This window comes from Chryseobacterium limigenitum (assembly GCF_900114875.1).
Classification (GTDB): Bacteria; Bacteroidota; Bacteroidia; order Flavobacteriales; family Weeksellaceae; genus Chryseobacterium; species Chryseobacterium limigenitum.
Genome location: NZ_FPKW01000008.1, coordinates 36,479 through 55,932 on the forward strand (window position 1 = coordinate 36,479; position 19,454 = coordinate 55,932).

General features: G+C 36.0%; 19 protein-coding genes. 12 read left to right on the forward strand and 7 right to left on the reverse strand.

Features of this window, described 5'->3' with window-relative positions; translation table 11 throughout:
• Positions 1–205: 205 nt before the first annotated feature.
• Complete coding sequence (pepT, locus tag BT156_RS11350) at positions 206–1,453, reverse strand: peptidase T (RefSeq protein ID WP_072410180.1); 1,248 nt, start codon at positions 1,451–1,453, stop codon at positions 206–208.
• A 187-nt stretch (positions 1,454–1,640) separates the two neighbouring features.
• On the opposite strand from pepT, the gene BT156_RS11355 reads away from it, so the two are divergent.
• The gene (locus tag BT156_RS11355; RefSeq protein WP_072410181.1) at positions 1,641–2,489 is read left to right on the forward strand and encodes a hydroxymethylglutaryl-CoA lyase; all 849 of its coding nucleotides are present in this window, start codon (positions 1,641–1,643) and stop codon (positions 2,487–2,489) included.
• Positions 2,490–2,643: 154 nt separating this feature from the next.
• A complete protein-coding gene (locus BT156_RS11360; protein ID WP_072410182.1) occupies positions 2,644–3,480 on the forward strand; it encodes a sulfurtransferase in 837 nt (278 codons plus the stop codon).
• A gap of 166 nt (positions 3,481–3,646) precedes the next feature.
• Here the strand turns inward: BT156_RS11360 and BT156_RS11365 are convergent, their stop codons facing one another.
• The 4 genes from BT156_RS11365 to BT156_RS11380 are packed head-to-tail and all read right to left on the reverse strand — an operon-like array spanning position 3,647 to position 5,549.
• Positions 3,647–3,973, reverse strand: a complete 327-nt coding sequence (locus BT156_RS11365; RefSeq protein WP_072410183.1) for a DUF59 domain-containing protein — start codon at positions 3,971–3,973, stop codon at positions 3,647–3,649.
• Positions 3,974–3,976: 3 nt separating this feature from the next.
• Entirely contained in the window at positions 3,977–4,681 is a 705-nt protein-coding gene (locus BT156_RS11370) for a 3'-5' exonuclease (RefSeq protein WP_072410185.1), read from the reverse strand.
• 14 nt (positions 4,682–4,695) lie between these two features.
• On the reverse strand, positions 4,696–5,043 hold the full coding sequence (locus tag BT156_RS11375) for a tRNA-binding protein (protein ID WP_072410187.1): 348 nt from the start codon (positions 5,041–5,043) through the stop codon (positions 4,696–4,698).
• Entirely contained in the window at positions 5,040–5,549 is a 510-nt protein-coding gene (locus tag BT156_RS11380) for a hypothetical protein (protein WP_072410189.1), read from the reverse strand. Before BT156_RS11380 ends, BT156_RS11375 begins: the two co-directional genes overlap by 4 nt.
• 202 nt (positions 5,550–5,751) lie before the next feature.
• On the opposite strand from BT156_RS11380, the gene BT156_RS11385 reads away from it, so the two are divergent.
• The 5 genes from BT156_RS11385 to BT156_RS11405 all read left to right on the forward strand — a co-directional run bounded on the left by BT156_RS11385 (position 5,752) and on the right by BT156_RS11405 (position 11,200).
• Entirely contained in the window at positions 5,752–6,333 is a 582-nt protein-coding gene (locus BT156_RS11385; protein ID WP_072410389.1) for a DUF4840 domain-containing protein, read from the forward strand.
• Between the two features lie 104 nt (positions 6,334–6,437).
• Positions 6,438–7,001, forward strand: a complete 564-nt coding sequence (locus BT156_RS11390) for an RNA polymerase sigma factor (RefSeq protein ID WP_072410191.1) — start codon at positions 6,438–6,440, stop codon at positions 6,999–7,001.
• Complete coding sequence (locus tag BT156_RS11395) at positions 6,994–8,394, forward strand: outer membrane beta-barrel protein (protein ID WP_072410193.1); 1,401 nt, start codon at positions 6,994–6,996, stop codon at positions 8,392–8,394. Before BT156_RS11390 ends, BT156_RS11395 begins: the two co-directional genes overlap by 8 nt.
• Before the next feature lie 144 nt (positions 8,395–8,538).
• Positions 8,539–9,507, forward strand: coding sequence for a T9SS type A sorting domain-containing protein (locus BT156_RS11400; protein WP_072410195.1), 969 nt, complete (start codon positions 8,539–8,541; stop codon positions 9,505–9,507).
• 157 nt (positions 9,508–9,664) lie between these two features.
• Positions 9,665–11,200 carry a YifB family Mg chelatase-like AAA ATPase gene (locus BT156_RS11405; protein WP_072410197.1) on the forward strand — a complete coding sequence of 512 codons (1,536 nt, stop codon included), beginning with the start codon at positions 9,665–9,667 and terminating at the stop codon, positions 11,198–11,200.
• A 101-nt stretch (positions 11,201–11,301) separates the two neighbouring features.
• On the opposite strand, the gene BT156_RS11410 is transcribed toward BT156_RS11405, so the two are convergent.
• Both BT156_RS11410 and BT156_RS11415 read right to left on the reverse strand, forming a co-directional pair.
• On the reverse strand, positions 11,302–12,519 hold the full coding sequence (locus BT156_RS11410; RefSeq protein ID WP_072410199.1) for a spondin domain-containing protein: 1,218 nt from the start codon (positions 12,517–12,519) through the stop codon (positions 11,302–11,304).
• A gap of 177 nt (positions 12,520–12,696) precedes the next feature.
• Positions 12,697–14,907: a S46 family peptidase gene (locus tag BT156_RS11415; RefSeq protein WP_072410201.1), complete on the reverse strand. Its 2,211-nt coding sequence runs from the start codon at positions 14,905–14,907 to the stop codon at positions 12,697–12,699.
• Between the two features lie 86 nt (positions 14,908–14,993).
• Here BT156_RS11415 and BT156_RS11420 point away from each other — a divergent pair, with 86 nt between their 5' ends.
• From BT156_RS11420 to BT156_RS11440, 5 genes are all read left to right on the forward strand, one after another.
• Entirely contained in the window at positions 14,994–15,428 is a 435-nt protein-coding gene (locus tag BT156_RS11420; RefSeq protein ID WP_072410203.1) for an META domain-containing protein, read from the forward strand.
• A 119-nt stretch (positions 15,429–15,547) separates the two neighbouring features.
• A complete protein-coding gene (gene hflX, locus BT156_RS11425; RefSeq protein ID WP_072410390.1) occupies positions 15,548–16,774 on the forward strand; it encodes a GTPase HflX in 1,227 nt (408 codons plus the stop codon).
• Positions 16,774–17,403: a DUF4919 domain-containing protein gene (locus tag BT156_RS11430; protein ID WP_072410204.1), complete on the forward strand. Its 630-nt coding sequence runs from the start codon at positions 16,774–16,776 to the stop codon at positions 17,401–17,403. Before hflX ends, BT156_RS11430 begins: the two co-directional genes overlap by 1 nt.
• A gap of 15 nt (positions 17,404–17,418) precedes the next feature.
• Positions 17,419–18,699 carry a cation:proton antiporter gene (locus BT156_RS11435; RefSeq protein WP_072410205.1) on the forward strand — a complete coding sequence of 427 codons (1,281 nt, stop codon included), beginning with the start codon at positions 17,419–17,421 and terminating at the stop codon, positions 18,697–18,699.
• A gap of 14 nt (positions 18,700–18,713) precedes the next feature.
• Positions 18,714–19,433, forward strand: a complete 720-nt coding sequence (locus BT156_RS11440) for a DNA alkylation repair protein (protein ID WP_072410206.1) — start codon at positions 18,714–18,716, stop codon at positions 19,431–19,433.
• Positions 19,434–19,454: the final 21 nt, after the last annotated feature.

Sequence of the window (19,454 nt, forward strand, 5' to 3'; positions counted from 1 at the left end):
CGTTGGCGGTTGTAGTTTTAGCATTGGCGGATGTATTTGTTCTAATGTCAAATACAATATTGCTAATAGCGTATATAATATTCGCGATGGCGATTATAATATTAGTGATGGCGAAAGGATTAATATCCACCTTTTCTTGTTTAAGATCTCCGTCAAATAAAAAACCACCGCAAGAAGCAGTGGTTTTTCTATAGTAACTTAAATATTAAGCTTTTACAATATTGATAATAACCTCCATTGCCTTCTCCATGCTCTCCAATGCAACGTATTCGTAAGGTCCGTGGAAGTTCATTCCCCCTGCAAAGATATTCGGACAAGGAAGCCCCATGTATGACAGTTGAGCGCCATCTGTTCCACCTCTTATAGCCTTGATTTTAGGCTCAATATTCGATTCCTTCATTGCTTTTGCCGCAAGATCGATGATGTGCATTTTGCCTTCAAACTGCTGCTTCATGTTACGGTATTGCTCTTTGATCTCAACTTCGGCCGTTCCTTCACCATGTTTTTGGTTGAATTCTACAACTTTTTCCTGCATGAATTTCTTTCTCGCTTCATACTTTTCTTCGTCATGATCACGGATGATATATTGAAGTTTAGCCTCAGAAATATCAGCAGTAATATCCATTAAATGATAAAAACCGTCAAAACCTTTAGTCGTTGCCGGAGTTTCATTTGCCGGAAGTAATTGAATAAACTCTGCTGCCAAAAGACCGGCATTCACCATTTTTCCGAAAGCATAACCTGGGTGTACGCTCAGTCCGTGGATTTTCACCACAGCTCCTGCGGCGTTGAAGTTTTCATATTCCAGTTCTCCAACTTCACTTCCATCCATTGTATAAGCGAATTCTGCCCCGAATTTTGCAACATCAAATTTATGTGCACCTCTTCCGATTTCTTCATCAGGCGTAAATCCTACAGCAATTCTTCCGTGCTTGATTTCAGGATGCGCGATCAAATATTCTGCAGCAGTTACGATTTCTGCACAACCAGCTTTATCATCGGCTCCCAAAAGAGTATTTCCGTCAGTTGTAATTAATGTCTGACCGATATATTGTTTTAAGCTTTCAAATTTTGAAGAAGATAAAGTAAATCCTGTTGTCTGATTTAAAACCAAATCACTTCCGTCATAATTCTCCCAAACCTGAGGTTTTACATTCTCACCACTGAAATCGGGTGAAGTATCATAATGTGAAATAAATCCAATCGTTGGCCTGTCATCATTTTCAAGGTTAGAAGGAACATAGCCCATAATATAACCGTTGTCATCAATCGAAACGTTTTCCAGACCGATTGTTTTAAGCTCTTCAACAATGTATTTTGCGATGTCCCATTGCCTTTCTGTTGAAGGAGTCGTTTCGCTTTCCGCATCGCTCGTTGAATAGATTTTTACGTAATTAATAAAACGGTTCAGTAATTTTTCTTTCCACAATTGGTTGAATTCTATTGTACTCATTAGATATCATAAATTTCAACAAAGTTAGCAAATTTGATGCTCAGAATACCTTATTTGGACTTGAATATAAGGGATTGAAATTATTAATCACATATAAAAGCTTGAAAATCAAAATAATGTTAGCTTTGCTTTAATCTTATATAAACTTGTTTAGTTTTATTATATTTGAGAAAATCAAAAAGTACCAATGTTTCTAACTGAATGTCCGAGAGATGCAATGCAGGGCTGGGGAGAATTTATCCCAACCGATAAAAAAATAGATTATATCAACTCCTTGATGGAAGTTGGGTATGATATATTGGATTGTCTGAGCTTTGTTTCTCCAAAAGCAATTCCTCAGCTCGCTGATTCTGATGAGGTTGCCGAAAATATAGATAAATCTTTATCTAACACAAAAGTTTCTGCGATCATCGGAAACTACAGAGGTGCCGAGAAAGCATTGAAGCATCAATCTGTTGATATTCTGGGTTTTCCTTTTTCTATTTCTGAAACTTTCCAGCATAGAAATACCAATAAAAGTCAGGAAGAAGCTTTTAATGAGATCATCAAAATGCTTGAACTGACAAAAAGTGAAAATAGAGAATTAAACATCTATTTCTCAATGGCTTTCGGAAATCCGTACGGCGAAATGTGGAAATGGGAAGATGTAGATTTCTGGGCTCAAAGGTTTTCAGAAATTGGAATTAAAAACATCTTACTTTCTGATACAACGGGAGTTGCAACACCGGAAACGATTGCTCTTTTATTTGAAAAAATACCTTCAAAATATCCTGAGATCAATTTCGGAGGACATTTTCATAACCGATATGAAGATTCTTATTCTAAATTAAAAGCTGCTTACGATAAAGGCTGCAGAAGATTCGACAGTGCGATCAAAGGAATCGGCGGGTGTCCGATGGCAAAAGACGACTTGGTAGGAAATATGCCTACAGAACAGGTGATCAACTTCATGAGCGTTGAAAAAGTAGATCATAAATTAAATCTGTTAAACTTTGAAAGTTCTTATAACAGAGCGAAAGATATTTTTCATTTTTAAAGAATGAATATTCGTTTAGTATTAGCGATATCATCCTGAGATTGTCTAAGGATCTGAATAATATCAATAGGAGCGGGTTTTAACCCGCTCTCCTAGATTAAAAATTCAATTGGCTTTAGCCAAAACTTAAAAATTAACTCCAAAATCAACAAAAATGTCACCAATAATCTCACCAGCCGAATTAAAAAACCTCCCAACATCAAATCTCATCATTCTTGATGCAAGAGTCGGAAAAGATGTTTATCAAAACTACCTTGAAAAGCACGTCAAAGGAGCAAGATTCATTGATTTAGATAAAGATTTAGCTGAAATTGGAGAAGATGCAACATTTGGTGGAAGACATCCGCTTCCGGATATTGAAAAGTTTGCACAAACGCTTTCAAATCTTGGAATTTCAGAAGATTCTCATGTCGTTATTTATGACGATAAAAATGGAGCCAATGCGTCGGCAAGAGCTTGGTGGATGTTAAGATCTTTTGGATTAAAAAATGTTCAGGTTTTAGACGGCGGTTTTCAAGGTGCTGAAAAGGAAGGATTAGAGTTTTCATCAGATGAAGAGACATTTGAAAGGTCAGATATAATTAAAAAAGGAAATTGGCTTCTTCCAATTGTGAACCTGGAAGATGTTGAAAATGAATTAGTAAACAATTCTTCAACTGTAATCGATGTACGAGATGCTTACCGATATAATGGTGATTCTGAACCTATTGATTTGGTGGCGGGACATATTCCCGGCGCAATCAATATTCCTTTTTCTGAAAATCTTGACGGAAATGGAAACTTCTTAAAACCAGAAATTTTAAAGGAAAAGTATTTAAAATTGTTAGAAAATAAACCTCAAAATCTGATTATTCATTGTGGTTCAGGAGTTACGGCGTGTCATACGATTTTAGCTTTGGAATGCGCTGGATTCCAGATGTCTAACTTGTATGTGGGCTCATGGAGCGAGTGGAGCAGGAGAGAAGGAAAAGAAATTGCAAGAGAGATTTAATATAAATATTTGCAGCTCTGTTTGTCATTCTGACGAAGGAAGAATCTCAGCGTTAGTTTAGAGAGATTCTTCAATCCACTTTGTTGCGTTCAGAATGACAGTCGGATTATAAGGACAAAATAAAAGGCTGTCATTTTTGACAGCCTAATTTATTGTAATTCAGGAATTAAAGCATTCCTAATTCAAATTTCGCTTCTTCACTCATCATATCCTTATTCCAGCTAGGTTCAAAGGTAAGCTCTAAATCTACGCTTTTTACGTTTTCTGCTTCCGCAACCTTGTCTTTAACTTCCTGTGGAAGCGTTTCTGCAACCGGACAGTTAGGAGTAGTAAGTGTCATAATAATTTTCACATCGCCATCTTCAGAGATCTGAACATCATAAATAAGACCCAATTCGTAAATATCCACCGGAATTTCCGGGTCATAAACGGTTTTTAGTATTCCAATGATTTCTTCTCCAATATCGGCAATTTGATCGTCTGTAAATTTCATTTTTTAATCTAGATTGATATTCCTTTTCAACAAATCTTCCTGACGCATTCGTCGGAAAACATTCGCCAAAGTTAAGACATCTTTTTCACAATAGTCGACTATTCTTTGCAAGTCTTTTTCTATGTAGTAGATTGATGAAACCATTGAGCCGTCGATATCATCTTTTGGGGTGGGAATTCCGAAAACATGAGCCAGTAATTCTAAAGAAATGAAGCTTTTATAGTCTCCGAACTTCCATAATTCCATCGTGTCGATATGTGGAATTTCCCAAGGTTTTTTACCGAACATCTGGAAAGGAATGGGCGGTTGCATTCCGTTAATCAGAAATCGTCTTGCAATCCACGGAAAGTCGAATTCTTTACCGTTATGGGCACAAAGAATCACGTCACGAAGCCTTGGACTGTTGAAAATTTCGCCAAATTCTATCAGCAATTTTTTTTCATCATCGTTTGCAAAACTTTTAATCTTTAGAGTATCATTTTTCTCAAGCATTCCGATGGTGATGCAGATAATCTTTCCGAATTCGGCCATAATTCCGGCTCTTTCAGGATAAAATTCTTCTGCTGTAGCTTCATCTTTCCTCTGAAATCTTGTTTTTTTATCCCAAAGTTTTTGTTCTGTTTCGGGAAGCTCTTCCCAAGAACCTGTTCCCGGAACGGTCTCAATATCAAGGAATAAAACTCTTTCTAATGGAATGTGTTGTATCATGTGTTTTTATTATTTTAACCAACCTGTAATCCGTTTTTTGTCGGAAGAGAAGGAGATAGAAGTGTAACGTCTTTTGAGTTCTCACCATAAACTCCCAAAACCAGACATTCACTGAAAAAGTTGGCAATTTGCTTCTTTGGAAAATTAACGACAGCTAAAATTTGCTGTCCGATTAAATTTTCTTTCTGGTAAAGAGATGTTATTTGGGCTGCGGATTTTTTTATACCTAAATCTCCAAAGTCAATTTCTAATTGATAAGATGGATTTCTGGCTTTTTCAAAATCATTTACTGAAATGATGGTTCCGCATCTGATATCTAATTTTTCAAAATCTTCCCAAGAAATTTCCGGTTTTACGATCATGATAATGAATTGATTAAGTTTTCCACTTCTGTTTTCTGTTCTGCATATTTCTGTTGAAGTTCAGAGCTTTCGCCCATTCTTCTGTAATATTCCAGTGCTTTATTTCCGAAAAATTTCCGGTGAAAATCGGAGACTTCAGGGATTTGAGGGAAAACTTTGTGAAAAAGCATTTCGTAATATGCCTGAAATTCTCTTTCATTTTTATCTTCAACTACGTTTCCCGGAGCTTTTTGTCTTACATGAAGCATTTCGTGGGCGATCATATTGAGAACGAGATTCAAATCAAAATCAAATATATTTTTAGGGATCATAACCATTTGTGGATGCCCCAATTCTCCTTCAGCCGTTAAAAGCATTGAATTCGGTGAAAGTTCCTGTCTGAAACCAAATCCTGCAAAATTTTCATGTTCTAAATTAAAAGAGCTGATTAAATATTTCGCGGCATCTAAAATTTGATCATGCTCTTTATAAGCGTCGAGATGTAGATTGATTTGTTCGAAATTCATTCAAATATATGTTTTAACAAATGTATTAAAATATTAAAAACTTAAACAAAACTTTTTTGAAACATATTTTTTTCTTTTAAGAATCAGTCAGTTATAATTTTTTTTCATATTTTTTTTATAATTCGTGCAAGATTTTTGAAAATAGGGATTTATATAAATGAGTACTCAAAGTAAATAATGTATAATGAAAATAATTAAAGTAATGAAGAAATTAACAGTACTTAAGGCTTTTATGACCGTTTTGGTTGCTTTTGCAGCGTTGTCTTTAACATCTTGTAATGATGACAAGTATGAACCCATTCCGGTAAAACTTGAAGATGTGAATGGCAATTATAAAGCAAAACTTTTTATACAGCAGGGAAATAAAGGAAATCTTATTGAGAAAATTATAAGTTTTTCGGCGCAGGATACAATAATTACTTTTAAAGATTTCCCTATCAGAGAAATTGTAGAATCAGTAATAAAAGATCCTGTAAAAACAGATTCGGCTGTGGCGAAAATAGGGAAAGTTGAATATAAACTTAATTATACTTCAAAAATGAGTGCAGAGCAAAATATTGTTGAGTTGACTTTTGCTCCTAAGAAGTTAAGTATCCAAATTCCTGTAGACGGAGTGACTAAAGATGCTGTAATAACAGTGGCGGCTAAACAAAAAGGCTTTTTTGTAGGACAAGATTGGTCGCTGAGATTCGGTCTGGTCGCAGAAAAAATAATAGTTGATGGTGTAGAATTGGCCCACTTTGAAACCATTAAATATAATTTTCCGTATTCTATAAAAAATTAAGAGACGGATATCATGCAAGATAGGTTGTGCTTTTTAAAAAAGGCGGCCTATTTTTGCATTATAATTAAATTAATCATAAAATCAGGATGTTATTGTAAAAATACATGGAAGAAAGTAAGGAGCAGATGTTGATAAAACGCCTTCATTTGAAGGAGGAAACTGCCTGGAAAGAGCTTTTTGAAGCTTATTCCGGAAACCTTACCTATGTATGCTCGCGATACATTATCGGGCAGGACGATGTGCATGATGTTTTGCAGAACAGTTTTATAAAGATGTTCCGCTCGATTGACTCATTTGAATATAGGGGAAATGGTTCTTTAAGAGCCTGGATCAGCAGAATTGTGGTGACGGAATCATTAAAATATCTTAAGCAAAATTCTGATTTTAAACTCGTTGAAGATGAATTTGAAATCCCGGATCTCCCGGAAGAAGAGCCCGATCTTCAGGAAATATCCCAAACAACGATCATGAAAATGATACGGACTCTTCCCGACGGTTACAGAACTGTTTTTAACCTTTTTGTGTTTGAAGAAAAGAGCCATAAAGAAATTGCAGGGATTTTGGGAATTGCTGAAAACTCTTCAGCATCACAGTTTCATAGAGCTAAAGCGATGCTTGGTCATAAAATAAAAGAATATAAAATATCAAAAACAGCGCAATATGAGTAATCAGTGGTTGAATGAGATGCGCAGAAAGATGGAAGATCATACAGATGATGTTCCGGAAGGATTGTGGGACAATATTAAGGATGATTTGTTCTCCGAAGACGACAATGATAAAAATAAATCACTTCCTATCATTGGAAATGATTTACAAGCAAAGGACAAAAATGCATCTACGTTTACGTCTAAAAAATTAATATACCGTATCAGTGCTGTTGCTGCTGTGGTTGCAATGTTTTTTATTGGTGGAAAAATATTTGATTTTTATAATAATGAAGAAGGAAATTCGCCAAAAATTACGAGTTCTAAGAAAGAGGATAAAGTAGAATCAGCGAGTCATTCTTCTGAAAATAAAAACTTTCCGAAAAGAGGTAATTATTTGATTGATAGTGATTTGTTTATGGGGGATATAAGCTCAAATAATATCACATCAAATACTATTTTAGCAAAAAATAATCTTAATAAAATTCTGAACGGCCATAATGAGGGTTTTAAAAATGGAATTAATAGTTCAGGAAATCAAAATCAAAATACGACAACAGATTTGATTAATCATAATAATCAAATTGTAAAACAGGAAGATTTAATTATTGATAATAATCAGTCAGTCAATGGTATACAAGAGCCTTTATCGCAGGAAGAAAAAGAGTTTAAAGATAAATTTGAATCAATTCAAAAACAGAAAATCGCAAAAAAACAGGCCAAAAAACCTTGGATGTTGAATTTGCTCACAGGAAATACTTCAGGAAGTTCATCAGAACAATTTCCGGGATATGCTACCTTAAGCGGAAGCCCGATGAATGTTGATGATCTGTTTTATGCAACCTCAGAAGGAAATTCTTTAGTGCAGGTGCTTTTAGCGAATCAAAATAAGGAAGTGGAAGCAAGAATAAAGCATAAAGTTCCTGTTACTTTGGGTGTTTCAATGTATTATAGTCTAGGGAAAAAATGGGGAATCGGAACGGGAATTAATTATACGAAATTATCGTCAGAACTTCGTGCAGGAAGTGACGCTAATTTAATAAAAAGTGATCAGTCGGTTCATTATATTGGTGTTCCTGTGCAGGTAAATTATAATGTGATCAAAAAAGGAGCGTTTACAGGATATGTCACAGCCGGAGCTATTGTTGAAAAGGCGGTTGCCGGTGGTGTCACCACCAAATATATTGTAAATAATGAAGTAAAAGAGGAAAAGAAAGAAGGATTGGAAACAAAACCGGTTCAGTTTTCGGTTAACAGTGGGGTAGGATTACAATTAAAAATTGTCAATAAAATAGGTATTTATGCAGAGCCGGGCATCGACTACCATTTCAAGGACGACAGTTCACTCAATACAATATATAAAGAGAAGCCATTAAATTTTAATGTAAAATTCGGGATTAGATTGTTGATCGACTGATAATTAGTTCACACATCAAAAACAATATCTAAAAATAAATCAGGCTTATTAATCAATAAGCTCTATGGTTTTGATATGCCCGATTCTTAACCAAATTTAAAACGGATAAAGTATTTAAAATCAATTCACTAAATAAATATTAATATGAAAACAAAACTAATTTTTTTAACATTTTGGCTATTCCTGAGCATTGTAAAAATACAGGCTCAGTGTACACCCACAATCACAAGCCCGAGACTTGGGACGATGTTCCAGAACAGCGTAGTTTTTTGTAATACAGAAACAGAAACGCTTTCTACGACGCAGGCTTATGGCAGTTATCAATGGTACAGACAGCAGTGGAACTGGCAATCTCCCAATCCGAATCCTTGGGTTCCGGTTTCGGGGGCTACATCACAGACCTTAACGATTAATGGAAACGATGATATGCTGTATAATTTTAAGGTCGAGGTCACAGACGGTGATTGTACGGCAGAAAGTCCTGCTATTCTTGCCGACGGATATGCTTATGGGCTTCCGTTTATGATGGTAGATCTTACGCCCGGAACTTATGAAGAGGTACAACCCGGAGAATACAATGTTTGTCAGGGGGCAACGGTACAGCTTAACAACGGATTCCCGGCAGTGTACGGAAATCATACTTGGTTTAAATGTCTTCCGGGTAATAATCCTCCTTCGCCAACAGATCCTTGTATCATCGCAGGAGCAATGGGAGATTCCTATGTTGCAAGTGCATCGGGAGAATATGGATTTTATGCCTGTACAGAATATTGCCCCAGCCAATGTGAAATGTTGAGCGATATTGCTTTTATTAAGCTTAATTTCGGAAATTTTGGCTTTTGTACTTTAGGAACTGGCGAGACGAAACCAAAGGAAAACGTTTTAACATTATACCCAAATCCGACAACACAATTCTTATACATCGGAAAAGAGTCTGATAAAGCATACAGTTCTGTTTCTGTCATCGATATGTCCGGAAAGCTTGTTTTACAGAGAAATAACCATCAGTATAATGTTGCCATAGACGTCAGTACTCTTGTTCCCGGAACGTACATGATTGTTTCTAAAACTTTAGACGGTAAGGTTTATAAAAACAAATTTATAAAGAAGTAATAGTTAGTTTTTAATAATTTATGTTTAGGTCGGTGCAGAATTTACTTCTGTGCCGATTTATTTTTTTAAGATAATAATGGTTAAAGCTAAATGTTATGAATTAAACGATCCATTTTCTAAAATAAAATATTAATTATTTTTGCCGTAAAACACAATCATGCTGATCAAAATTTACGGAAGTGCAATTCATGGTGTCGCGGCGCAGACTATTACTATTGAAGTGAATGTAGATACGGGTGGGGTGGGCTATCATCTGGTAGGACTTGCCGACAATGCCATCAAAGAAAGCAGTTACAGAATTTCCGCTGCTTTGAAAAACGTGGGCTATAAGATTCCCGGAAAGAAAATCACAATTAATATGGCTCCCGCAGATCTTCGGAAAGAAGGTGCAGCTTATGATTTGAGTATTGCTATTGGAATTTTAACAGCTTCAGATCAGATTTTAGCTGAAAATATTCAGGATTATATTATTATGGGCGAACTTTCGTTGGATGGAAGCTTGCAGCCAATCCGAGGGGTTCTTCCGATTGCCATTCAGGCGCGGGAAGAAGGTTTTAAAGGAATTATTTTACCTAAACAAAATACCCGTGAAGCTGCTATTGTTAATAATCTTGATGTATATGGGGTTGAAAATATCAAAGAAGTTATTGATTTTTTTAATGAAGGAAAACCTCTTGAAAAAGTAGTTTTAGATACCCGAAAAGAATTTCAGGATAAAATTAATCTGTTTCCTTTTGATTTTTCTGAAGTTAAAGGTCAGGAAACCGCAAAACGTGCCATGGAAGTTGCCGCAGCAGGCGGTCATAATATTATTCTGATCGGACCTCCCGGAAGCGGAAAAACAATGTTGGCTAAAAGGGTTCCGAGTATTTTACCTCCTTTAACATTGAAAGAGGCTTTAGAAACAACAAAGATCCATTCTGTAGCCGGAAAAATGGGAACAGAAACGTCTTTAATGACGGTTCGGCCTTTCCGTTCACCGCATCATACGATCTCAGATGTTGCATTAGTCGGCGGTGGAAGTTATCCTCAACCCGGAGAAATTTCTCTCGCTCATAACGGCGTTTTATTTTTAGATGAAATGCCGGAATTTAAAAGAACCGTTCTTGAAGTCATGAGGCAGCCTTTGGAAGATCGCGAAGTTACCATTTCAAGAGCACGATTTACGGTGAATTACCCTGCAAGCTTTATGTTGGTAGCCTCCATGAACCCAAGTCCGAGCGGATTTTTTCCTGATGATCCCAACAATACCTCATCTGTCTACGAAATGCAGCGGTATATGAATAAGCTTTCCGGACCGCTTTTGGATCGAATTGATATTCATATTGAAGTTCAGAAAGTTGAATTTGAACAGCTCGCAGAAAAAAGAAAAGGCGAAAAAAGCGAAGACATCAGAAAACGGGTTTTAATTGCCCGTGAGATTCAGGGTGAACGATATAAAGACTTGGAAATTAGCTACAATGCTCAAATTGGGCCAAAAGAAATTGAAAAGTTTTGTGAGCTTGACTCATCCTCATTTAATCTCATCAAATTAGCCATGGAAAAACTCAATCTTTCCGCAAGAGCCTACGACAGAATTCTAAAAGTAGCCAGAACGATTGCCGATCTGGAAGAGTCGCAGAATATTTTGTCTCATCATATTTCTGAAGCTATACAGTATAGAAGTTTAGACCGAGAGTTTTGGAATATTTAGTTGAAGAATCTTTATTCTCGATTTCAAAAAAGGAAAATACCATCTCGCTTTTTTATTATTGCGAGACGGTTTTTATTATTGATTTTGAATGTTTTTTTAGATTAATTAATAGTCACTTTCAAAACATTCTGAACACTAGGATTCGGAAACTGATTTCCAACTTTAGAAATAACTTTACTTTCAGCTTGTGGAGTTCCTCCAAATAAAGCCTGGTGATTTCCTGCTCCCGGATATTGATCGATACCTGTTCCTGAATCAAACAATGCTGTTTTTGAAGTTAAATCTCCTTTTGTATTGGCATCAATACTTTGTTCATTGGCATAAAACCAGTCATTAGAAAAACCGAACATCGTTACATAAGCAATTTTATCTCCCGGACTTGATTGAAATTTAGTCATAACTTTGCTGCCAGGTGCTACCGGTGTATTACCTGCAATATAGACTCCTTTTATATTAGGTAAGGATTTTAAACTATTTTGAAGTTGGGTTACATTGCCCATTTGAGCGATTTCTTTTAATCCTTTACCCGCATCTGATTGGCCTAATTCATAAATTGGATTTTTATCTCCATTATAAACAACAACCAAAGCGGGTGAAAGTCCGGTCATAATTCCGGTATTGGCATTTAGTTTTGTTGTCATTTTGGAGATATTTCCCATTTGTGCAATATCTGTAATTTCAGGATTTGACATAGCATTTGGGGTGAAAAAAGGTGCAGAATTTAACAATTGTGAACCGTTGTAATTGGAAACTGCCCAAACTCCGGGTGAGAAGGGTGTTGCATTTGCTGTACCTCCTGAGGTGTTTGTGATTGTTAAGGTGAATTCTGATGATACATCGTCAAAAGCAAGATTCAATTTCATGAGTTGAGAAGCATTTACACCAGGAACTTGTGCAATAGGCTTGCTTTCTACCTGTCCTGAAGTATTGTCTTTTGTACCATTATCCCACAAAAGAACTTGTGAAGATACATCTCCTGTAATAGCATTTCCATTATTATCGAATAACTTGATTCCGGGTTGTTGGGAGGCAAAAAACCAATCTTGTGAAGCTCCATACATAGTGGCAAACATGAGTGACTGTGCTTTTCCGGCACTAAATTTAATAGAAACAGATTGTCCCGGCGTGATAATAGGAGCTCCTGTCCCTTGAAAACTTCCGCTTTGTACAAAATCTTTTGGCGTTACCACATTCTCAAAAGTGATGGTTTTTTCTGTTGAAGGCATTTCCATCGTATCATTATTATCACAAGATGTAAGTGCGAATGTTGTCATAATAGCTGTTGCTAATAAAGCAATTCTAAAGATGTTCTTTTTCATAATATTTTTTTTATAATTATATTCTTACAACTATAGACGGCATCTTTTTAAAAACCTGACAAAAAAATTATATTATTTTCTTTTTTATTTATTTAATTGATTCAACTTTAAATATTTAACAATAAAAAAAACCGCGAAATAAAATTTCACGGTTTTCAAAAATATATTCAATGAAGATTATTTTTTGCTTTTACCTGACGTTTTTGCGTGTTCAGGTTTTGCTGCTTTAGTTTTTGTGTCAGCAGGAGTGTTTTCGTCTCTTACTAATTTTAGCTCGTCGATCAGTCTTCTTGCACCAGCGTACTTGTCGATTGTCCAAAGAACGAAACGAACGTCAACGTTGATCGTTTTTTGCCACTCTTGTTCGAAAACAATGTCACCGCTTAAAGCTTCACTGTTTCCGTCGAATGCGATACCGATAAGGTTTCCGTCTCCGTCAATTACAGGAGAACCAGAGTTACCACCGGTAATATCGTTGTTTGACAAGAAGTTTACAGGCATGTAACCTTTAGCATCAGCATACTGACCGAAGTCGCTCATGTTGTAAAGGTCAATTACTCTTTGCGGGAGGTCAAATTCTTCGTCACCTTTCTTGTATTTACCCACAAGACCAGCCATATCTGTATAATAGTTATCAGTAACACCGAAATAGTTTCTGTCTGTTCTGATTGGCAATTTATCTACCGTTCCGTACGTTAATCTCATTGTAGAGTTAGCATCCGGATAGAATTTTTTCTCAGGCATAGCTTTCATTAAACCAGCTAAGAATAAACGGTTGTTTTTAGCAAAATTGTCATCAATTTTAGAGAATCTCTCTCCAGACAATCTTTGGTCTGTTGCTACACCGTTAGCGATCTTAAGAAGCGGATCTGCATCTAATTTTAAAGCATCCGGGTGCAAAACAAAGTTTGTAGCAGAAGTTTTGTTAGCAAAGATAGATGAATAAGCAACGTTTGATAAGTTCTTGGCATCTAATCCCATAATTGTAGCAGAAGCAACATCTTTATCTACTTTTGTCTGGTAAAGGTTAACCATAGAGTTCAACATTTCACCTTCAAGGTTGGTGTTGATATTTTCATAAGCAGCTTTTACAGCGGCATCTACTTTTGGCTTCATAGCCAGTCTTCCCTGCATATCTTGAGCAGTGTAAGCTTTAAGTACAGCACCTAGCTGGTAGGCAAGGCTGATGTATTTTGAGTTTCTTGAAAGCTGAGACATATAATTTCTCTCAACATTTCTTGTAGAAACCTGCTTGTAATAAATACCGATATCATCTAAAACGGTTTCATACTCTGCTACGTTTGCAGGCTGTACTGCCCATGTTTTGAATGTTTCTTCTACTTTTTGCTTGTCTGTAATTGTTCCGTTTTTGATAACAGCATCAATTGTTCCTTGTCTGTTTTTCCAGTAGTTCGCTACAGAAGCGTACTGAGAAGCATAGTTCAATTGAGTTCCTTTATCTTTATCCATGTACTTCTTCATGATGTCCATAGCTAATTTAGAAGCCTCAACCCAAGCCGGATAATCTTTACCAACCATTTGCTGAATTCCGTAAGAAGTCAAATAACGGTTTGTTCTTCCCGGGTAACCTAGGATCATTGAGAAATCACCTGGCTTAACTCCTTTAAGAGAAACAGGTAAGAAATGTTTAGGCTTTAAAGGAACGTTTGTTGGAGCAAATTCCGCAGGATTTCCTGCAGCATCAGCATACACCCTGAAAACAGTAAAGTCTGCTGTATGTCTTGGCCACTCCCAGTTATCTGTATCACCTCCGAATTTCCCTAAAGAAGATGGCGGTGCGCCTACTAATCTGATGTCTTTATAATCTTGGTAAACAAAATAATAAAATTCGTTTCCGTTGAAGAAATCTTTTACAACTACGGTATATTTCCCGTTTTCAGAGTTTTCAGTCTGGATTGCTTTAGTTTCAGCATCAATCACAGCTTTTCTCTCTTCTCCGGTCATTTTATTGTTTAATTTAGAATTGATTCTCTGCGTAGCATCATCCATTCTAACTAAAAATCTTACATAAAGATCTTTTGCATTAAACTCATCTTTCTGCTTCATTGCCCAGAAACCATTCTTCAAATAGTCTTTTTCCGGAGTTGAAGCTGCTGCAACAGCGCCGTAACCACAGTGGTGGTTTGTGAAAATAAGTCCTTTGTCAGAAACGATCTCACCAGTACAGAAACCACCGAAACTTACGATAGCGTCTTTCATGCTTGAGTTGTTTACTGAATAAATCTCTTCAGGGGTTAAATGCAAACCTTCTTTTTGCATGTCAACACCATTTAATCTTTTGATGAGCATTAACAGCCACATCCCCTCATCCGCCCTCATCTGAGCGAAGCCCAACAAGAAAGTGAATAGTAGAAATAGTCTTTTCATTTTATATAATAATTTTTGTGTCGCTAATTTACTAATTTTTATGGGATTCTGCCTCTGAATGGTATGAAAATGGGATTCTGGAATGTATGAAAAAAATATTGCTCTCAGTTTTTACTGTTTTGTTTTTAGGTTTAATATTTAATTGCTCTACAGTACAGGTTAAAGATCCGCATATTCAAAGAGAATGGATGCTGATTTCTTTTGGTGATTTCACTAAAAATGAATTAATTAAGAATAAAGCGGAGATTAATTTAACTGCTAATCAGGAAAACGGTAAAATCCGTGGAAGAGCTTTTATGGGGTGCAACAATATGTCTTTCTCTTCTGAATTTAAAAACAATGGGAAAGTGAAGATTTCCGGAGTCGGAAGTACGATGAAAGCATGTCAGAATATGGACTTGGAAACCAAATTTTTAAAAAGTTTTCAAAATATGACGAAATATTCGGTTGAAGGGCATTTTCTTACCTTGTCCAATAATGAAGGGAATTCAATGAAATTTGTAGCTGCGGATTGGGATTAATTATGAATATTTTAATTTAAACAGCTTTAACATTAAAATCTTTTGATATATGAAAAATGATTTTGTTTTTTCTTCTGAAAATGGTAACTTGTAAATCTCACAAACATAGACAGAATTTAATGCTAGACAAGAAAGAACATAATTACGAAAAAGCTATTTTGGTGGGTGTTATTACTCAAAACCAGGACGAAGATAAGCTTACGGAATATATGGATGAATTGGAGTTTTTGGCTTTCACAGCTGGAGCTACCGTACAAAAAAGGTTTACTCAAAAATTAACTCAGCCTGATTCCAAAACCTTCATCGGTAGTGGGAAAGCTCAGGAAATAAAAGAATACGTAAAGGAAAATGAGATCGGAACCATCATTTTTGATGATGAATTGTCTCCGTCTCAGCTTAAAAATCTTGAAAAAGAAATAGAAGTAAAAATCCTGGACAGAACCAATCTTATCCTTGATATTTTTGCCCAAAGAGCGCAGACTTCTTATGCAAGAACTCAGGTTGAATTGGCGCAATATCAATATCTTTTACCTCGACTGACAAGAATGTGGACTCACTTGGAGCGTCAGAAAGGGGGAATCGGGATGAGAGGTCCCGGGGAAACTGAGATTGAAACCGACCGTCGTATCATCCGTGACAGAATTTCCTTGTTGAAGGATAAACTGAAAACAATAGATAAGCAGATGGCTACCCAGCGTAACAATCGTGGGAAGGTCGTTCGTGCTGCTTTGGTAGGGTACACCAATGTTGGAAAATCTACATTGATGAATGCTTTGTCGAAATCTGATGTTTTTGCTGAAAATAAATTATTTGCAACACTGGATACTACGGTAAGAAAAGTAGTGATAGGAAATTTACCGTTCTTATTGACAGATACGGTAGGATTTATCAGAAAATTACCAACTCAGCTTGTTGAATCTTTTAAATCAACTCTTGATGAGGTTCGTGAAGCAGATTTACTGATTCACGTTGTAGATATTTCTCATGAAAGTTTTGAAGATCATATAGAATCTGTAAATCATACGTTAATGGAAATCAATGCGCATCAAAAACCGATGATCATGGTTTTCAATAAAATTGATGATTTCAGTTATGATAAAAAAGATGATGACGATTTAACGCCATCTACAAAAAGAAATGTTTCATTAGAGGAATGGCAGAAAACATGGATGGGAAAATCTAAGCATCCAACTGTTTTCATCTCGGCTTTAACGAAGGAAAACTTCCCGGAAATGAAAAAGATGATCTACGATGAGGTGATGAAAATTCATATTGCGAGATTTCCTTACAATGATTTTCTTTTCGAATATTTCGAAAATGATGAGGAAGAAGAAACCAACGAGTAATGAAATATCACTTTTTCCTTTTACTTCTTTTTGTGTCGGTTTTTGGTTTTAGTCAAAAATCAAAGATCGATTTCAAAAGTATCGAAAAAAGCCTTACGAATACTCAGTCTCCGTATAACTACGAAAAACTGATCTTTAAATATAAGGGATATCCCAAATCTTTAGACAGTATAGAAGCACAATATCTTTACTATGGAAGAAATTTCAGGAAAGATAAAATTTCTACTTCAGATGATGATTTTAAGAAGCTTGCAGAAGCTTTCAAGGATAAAAATTTTGAGGATTGCATAAAATTAGGTAAGGTTCTTTATGATAAAGATCCGACCAATCTGGATGTTCTTCTTATTTTGCTGCGCGCGTACGATTCTCTGAAAGATGGGAGTAACTTCACCCATCATTTGGGACAGTTCCGTTTGCTTGCAGACGCAATGAAGGCTTCCGGAGACGGCAAATCTGAGAAAACGGCTTATGCTGTAAACAGCGTGGGAGATGAGTATATTCTTCGGAATATGCTGAATATAGGACAGGAGTACACGAGAGGTTCTAAAGCTTTAAAAGACGGAATGATGGATATTTGGAAAAAAGAAGACAGTAAAATTTATATCAAAGTACTTTATTTAGACTTTTAATTTAAAAACAACTTAGTGGAGTTATACTATTCATTTTCAGCTTTAATCGTTTTAGCATCAATATTCGCATATCTTAATTACAGGTTTTTGAAACTTCCGAGCACGATCGGGATTATGGTGATTGCCATAGTGGTTTCTATTATTTTGGTTTCTTTTGGAGAAACTTTTTTACCAAGAACGTTCTGGCATCTTTATGATCTGATGAATGGGATCGATTTTACAGAAGTTCTGATGGGAGCCATGCTTAATTTCCTTCTCTTTGCGGGAGGAATTCATATTAATATAGACGATCTCAAGGAGCAGTTCCGGCCAGTGGTTATCTTTTCAACTGCAGGAGTGCTTATTTCTACTTTTGTAGTCGGGTTTGGGATGTTTTATATTCTGCCTTTTCTAGGAATCAATTTGCCGTTTATATATTGTCTTCTCTTTGGAGCTTTGATTTCACCGACTGATCCGGTTGCTGTTCTAAGTATTTTAAAACAGGCCAAGGTTTCAAAATCATTGGAAACTAAAGTTGCCGGAGAATCTCTTTTTAATGACGGTATGGCGGTTGTGATATTCTCAGTAGTATTACAGTTGGCAATCGGAAAAGAAGTTGATTTGGGGATCGAAAGCATAGGTTTATTATTATTAAAAGAAGCCGGAGGAGGTTTGTTCTTAGGAATCGTGTTGGGTTGGGTAACTTCCAGATTAATGCGTGAGGTGGATGACTATATTATTTCCGTTTTGGTAACGCTTTCTGTGGTAATGGGCGGTTATCTTATTGCAAGACAAATGCATATTTCGGGGCCTTTGACGATGGTTGCGGCGGGATTATTTATGGGTAATTTTAATGTAAGATTTAAAATGAAATCCATCACTCAGGATTATCTGATCAAATTCTGGGAATTAATTGATGAGATCCTGAATGCCGTTTTATTCCTATTCATCGGTTTTGAATTGTTGATGATCAAGGATTTAAGACATTTTATTGTTCCCGGACTGGCAGCAATTGTAATTGTTTTATTGGCAAGAGTAATTTCCATTTGGGGGCCTACCAAATTGATGAAAACCACTTTTAGTCCACAAACCGTGAAAGTGTTGGTTTGGGGAGGAATCCGAGGCGGTGTTTCCATTGCTTTGGCGATGTCTATCCCAAAAAGTGAATACAGCGAAATTATTTTAAGTATCACTTACTGTGTAGTTGTGTTTTCAATTATCGTTCAGGGACTTACTATTGCAAAAGTGGCTAATCCTAATAAGATTGCAAAAGAAGAACGAGAGTTGGGAAATATTACTTCAGATGAAAGTCATTAATTATTTAAATATCAATGAGTAAGATTGTTAAAGAAATACAGGAAGCACTAGCCGTTTTATCCATTCCTGAAAAAGCAGCATTTTTCCCAAAATTCTTCAAAACTGGCAAAGGAGAATATGGAGAAGGTGATTTGTTTTTAGGCGTAAAAGTTCCTGATCAAAGAAGTGTTGCCAAAGAGTATTATCCTAAAATTTCCTTAGATGAACTCAGCGAATTGCTTTCTTCGAAATACCACGAACATAGATTAACAGCATTATTTATTTTAATTTCTAAGTTTGAAAAAACAAAAGATCCAAAAGTGAAGGAAGAGATCGTTGAATTCTATCTGAATCATTTACAATACGTCAATAATTGGGATCTGGTTGATTCGAGCTGTTATAAGATCTTAGGGCGGTATGCTTTTGAAAATCAGCGAGAAGAATTGTTAAAGACGCTTTCTGTTTCCGATGAAATGTGGCATAAAAGAATTGCCGTTGTCGGAACAATGCATTACGTGAAAAAGGGTGAATTTCATTTAACTAAAGAATTTGTAACCAATAATTTAAAGCATCCTCATGATCTCATGCATAAAGCAAACGGCTGGCTGTTAAGAGAAATGGGCGAGAAAAATGAAACAGAACTCATCAATTATTTAAATAAATACTATAAAGAAATGCCAAGAACCTGCCTGCGATATTCAATCGAAAAGTTGGATGAAGAAGTGCGACAGGATTATCTTAAAGGCAGAATATAAAATTTAACTACTTAATACATT

Excerpts from the sequence above, each read along its gene's own strand:
- BT156_RS11410 (WP_072410199.1), bottom strand. The coding sequence starts at position 12,519 with ATGAAAAAGAACATCTTTAGAATTGCTTTATTAGCAACAGCTATTATG.
- BT156_RS11415 (WP_072410201.1), bottom strand. The coding sequence starts at position 14,907 with ATGAAAAGACTATTTCTACTATTCACTTTCTTGTTGGGCTTCGCTCAG.
- BT156_RS11440 (WP_072410206.1), top strand. The coding sequence starts at position 18,714 with ATGAGTAAGATTGTTAAAGAAATACAGGAAGCACTAGCCGTTTTATCC.
- pepT (WP_072410180.1), bottom strand. The coding sequence starts at position 1,453 with ATGAGTACAATAGAATTCAACCAATTGTGGAAAGAAAAATTACTGAAC.
- BT156_RS11370 (WP_072410185.1), bottom strand. The coding sequence starts at position 4,681 with ATGATACAACACATTCCATTAGAAAGAGTTTTATTCCTTGATATTGAG.
- BT156_RS11420 (WP_072410203.1), top strand. The coding sequence starts at position 14,994 with ATGAAAAAAATATTGCTCTCAGTTTTTACTGTTTTGTTTTTAGGTTTA.
- BT156_RS11405 (WP_072410197.1), top strand. The coding sequence starts at position 9,665 with ATGCTGATCAAAATTTACGGAAGTGCAATTCATGGTGTCGCGGCGCAG.
- BT156_RS11355 (WP_072410181.1), top strand. The coding sequence starts at position 1,641 with ATGTTTCTAACTGAATGTCCGAGAGATGCAATGCAGGGCTGGGGAGAA.
- BT156_RS11380 (WP_072410189.1), bottom strand. The coding sequence starts at position 5,549 with ATGAATTTCGAACAAATCAATCTACATCTCGACGCTTATAAAGAGCAT.
- BT156_RS11390 (WP_072410191.1), top strand. The coding sequence starts at position 6,438 with ATGGAAGAAAGTAAGGAGCAGATGTTGATAAAACGCCTTCATTTGAAG.
- hflX (WP_072410390.1), top strand. The coding sequence starts at position 15,548 with ATGCTAGACAAGAAAGAACATAATTACGAAAAAGCTATTTTGGTGGGT.
- BT156_RS11365 (WP_072410183.1), bottom strand. The coding sequence starts at position 3,973 with ATGAAATTTACAGACGATCAAATTGCCGATATTGGAGAAGAAATCATT.
- BT156_RS11385 (WP_072410389.1), top strand. The coding sequence starts at position 5,752 with ATGAAGAAATTAACAGTACTTAAGGCTTTTATGACCGTTTTGGTTGCT.
- BT156_RS11400 (WP_072410195.1), top strand. The coding sequence starts at position 8,539 with ATGAAAACAAAACTAATTTTTTTAACATTTTGGCTATTCCTGAGCATT.
- BT156_RS11360 (WP_072410182.1), top strand. The coding sequence starts at position 2,644 with ATGTCACCAATAATCTCACCAGCCGAATTAAAAAACCTCCCAACATCA.
- BT156_RS11375 (WP_072410187.1), bottom strand. The coding sequence starts at position 5,043 with ATGATCGTAAAACCGGAAATTTCTTGGGAAGATTTTGAAAAATTAGAT.
- BT156_RS11395 (WP_072410193.1), top strand. The coding sequence starts at position 6,994 with ATGAGTAATCAGTGGTTGAATGAGATGCGCAGAAAGATGGAAGATCAT.
- BT156_RS11430 (WP_072410204.1), top strand. The coding sequence starts at position 16,774 with ATGAAATATCACTTTTTCCTTTTACTTCTTTTTGTGTCGGTTTTTGGT.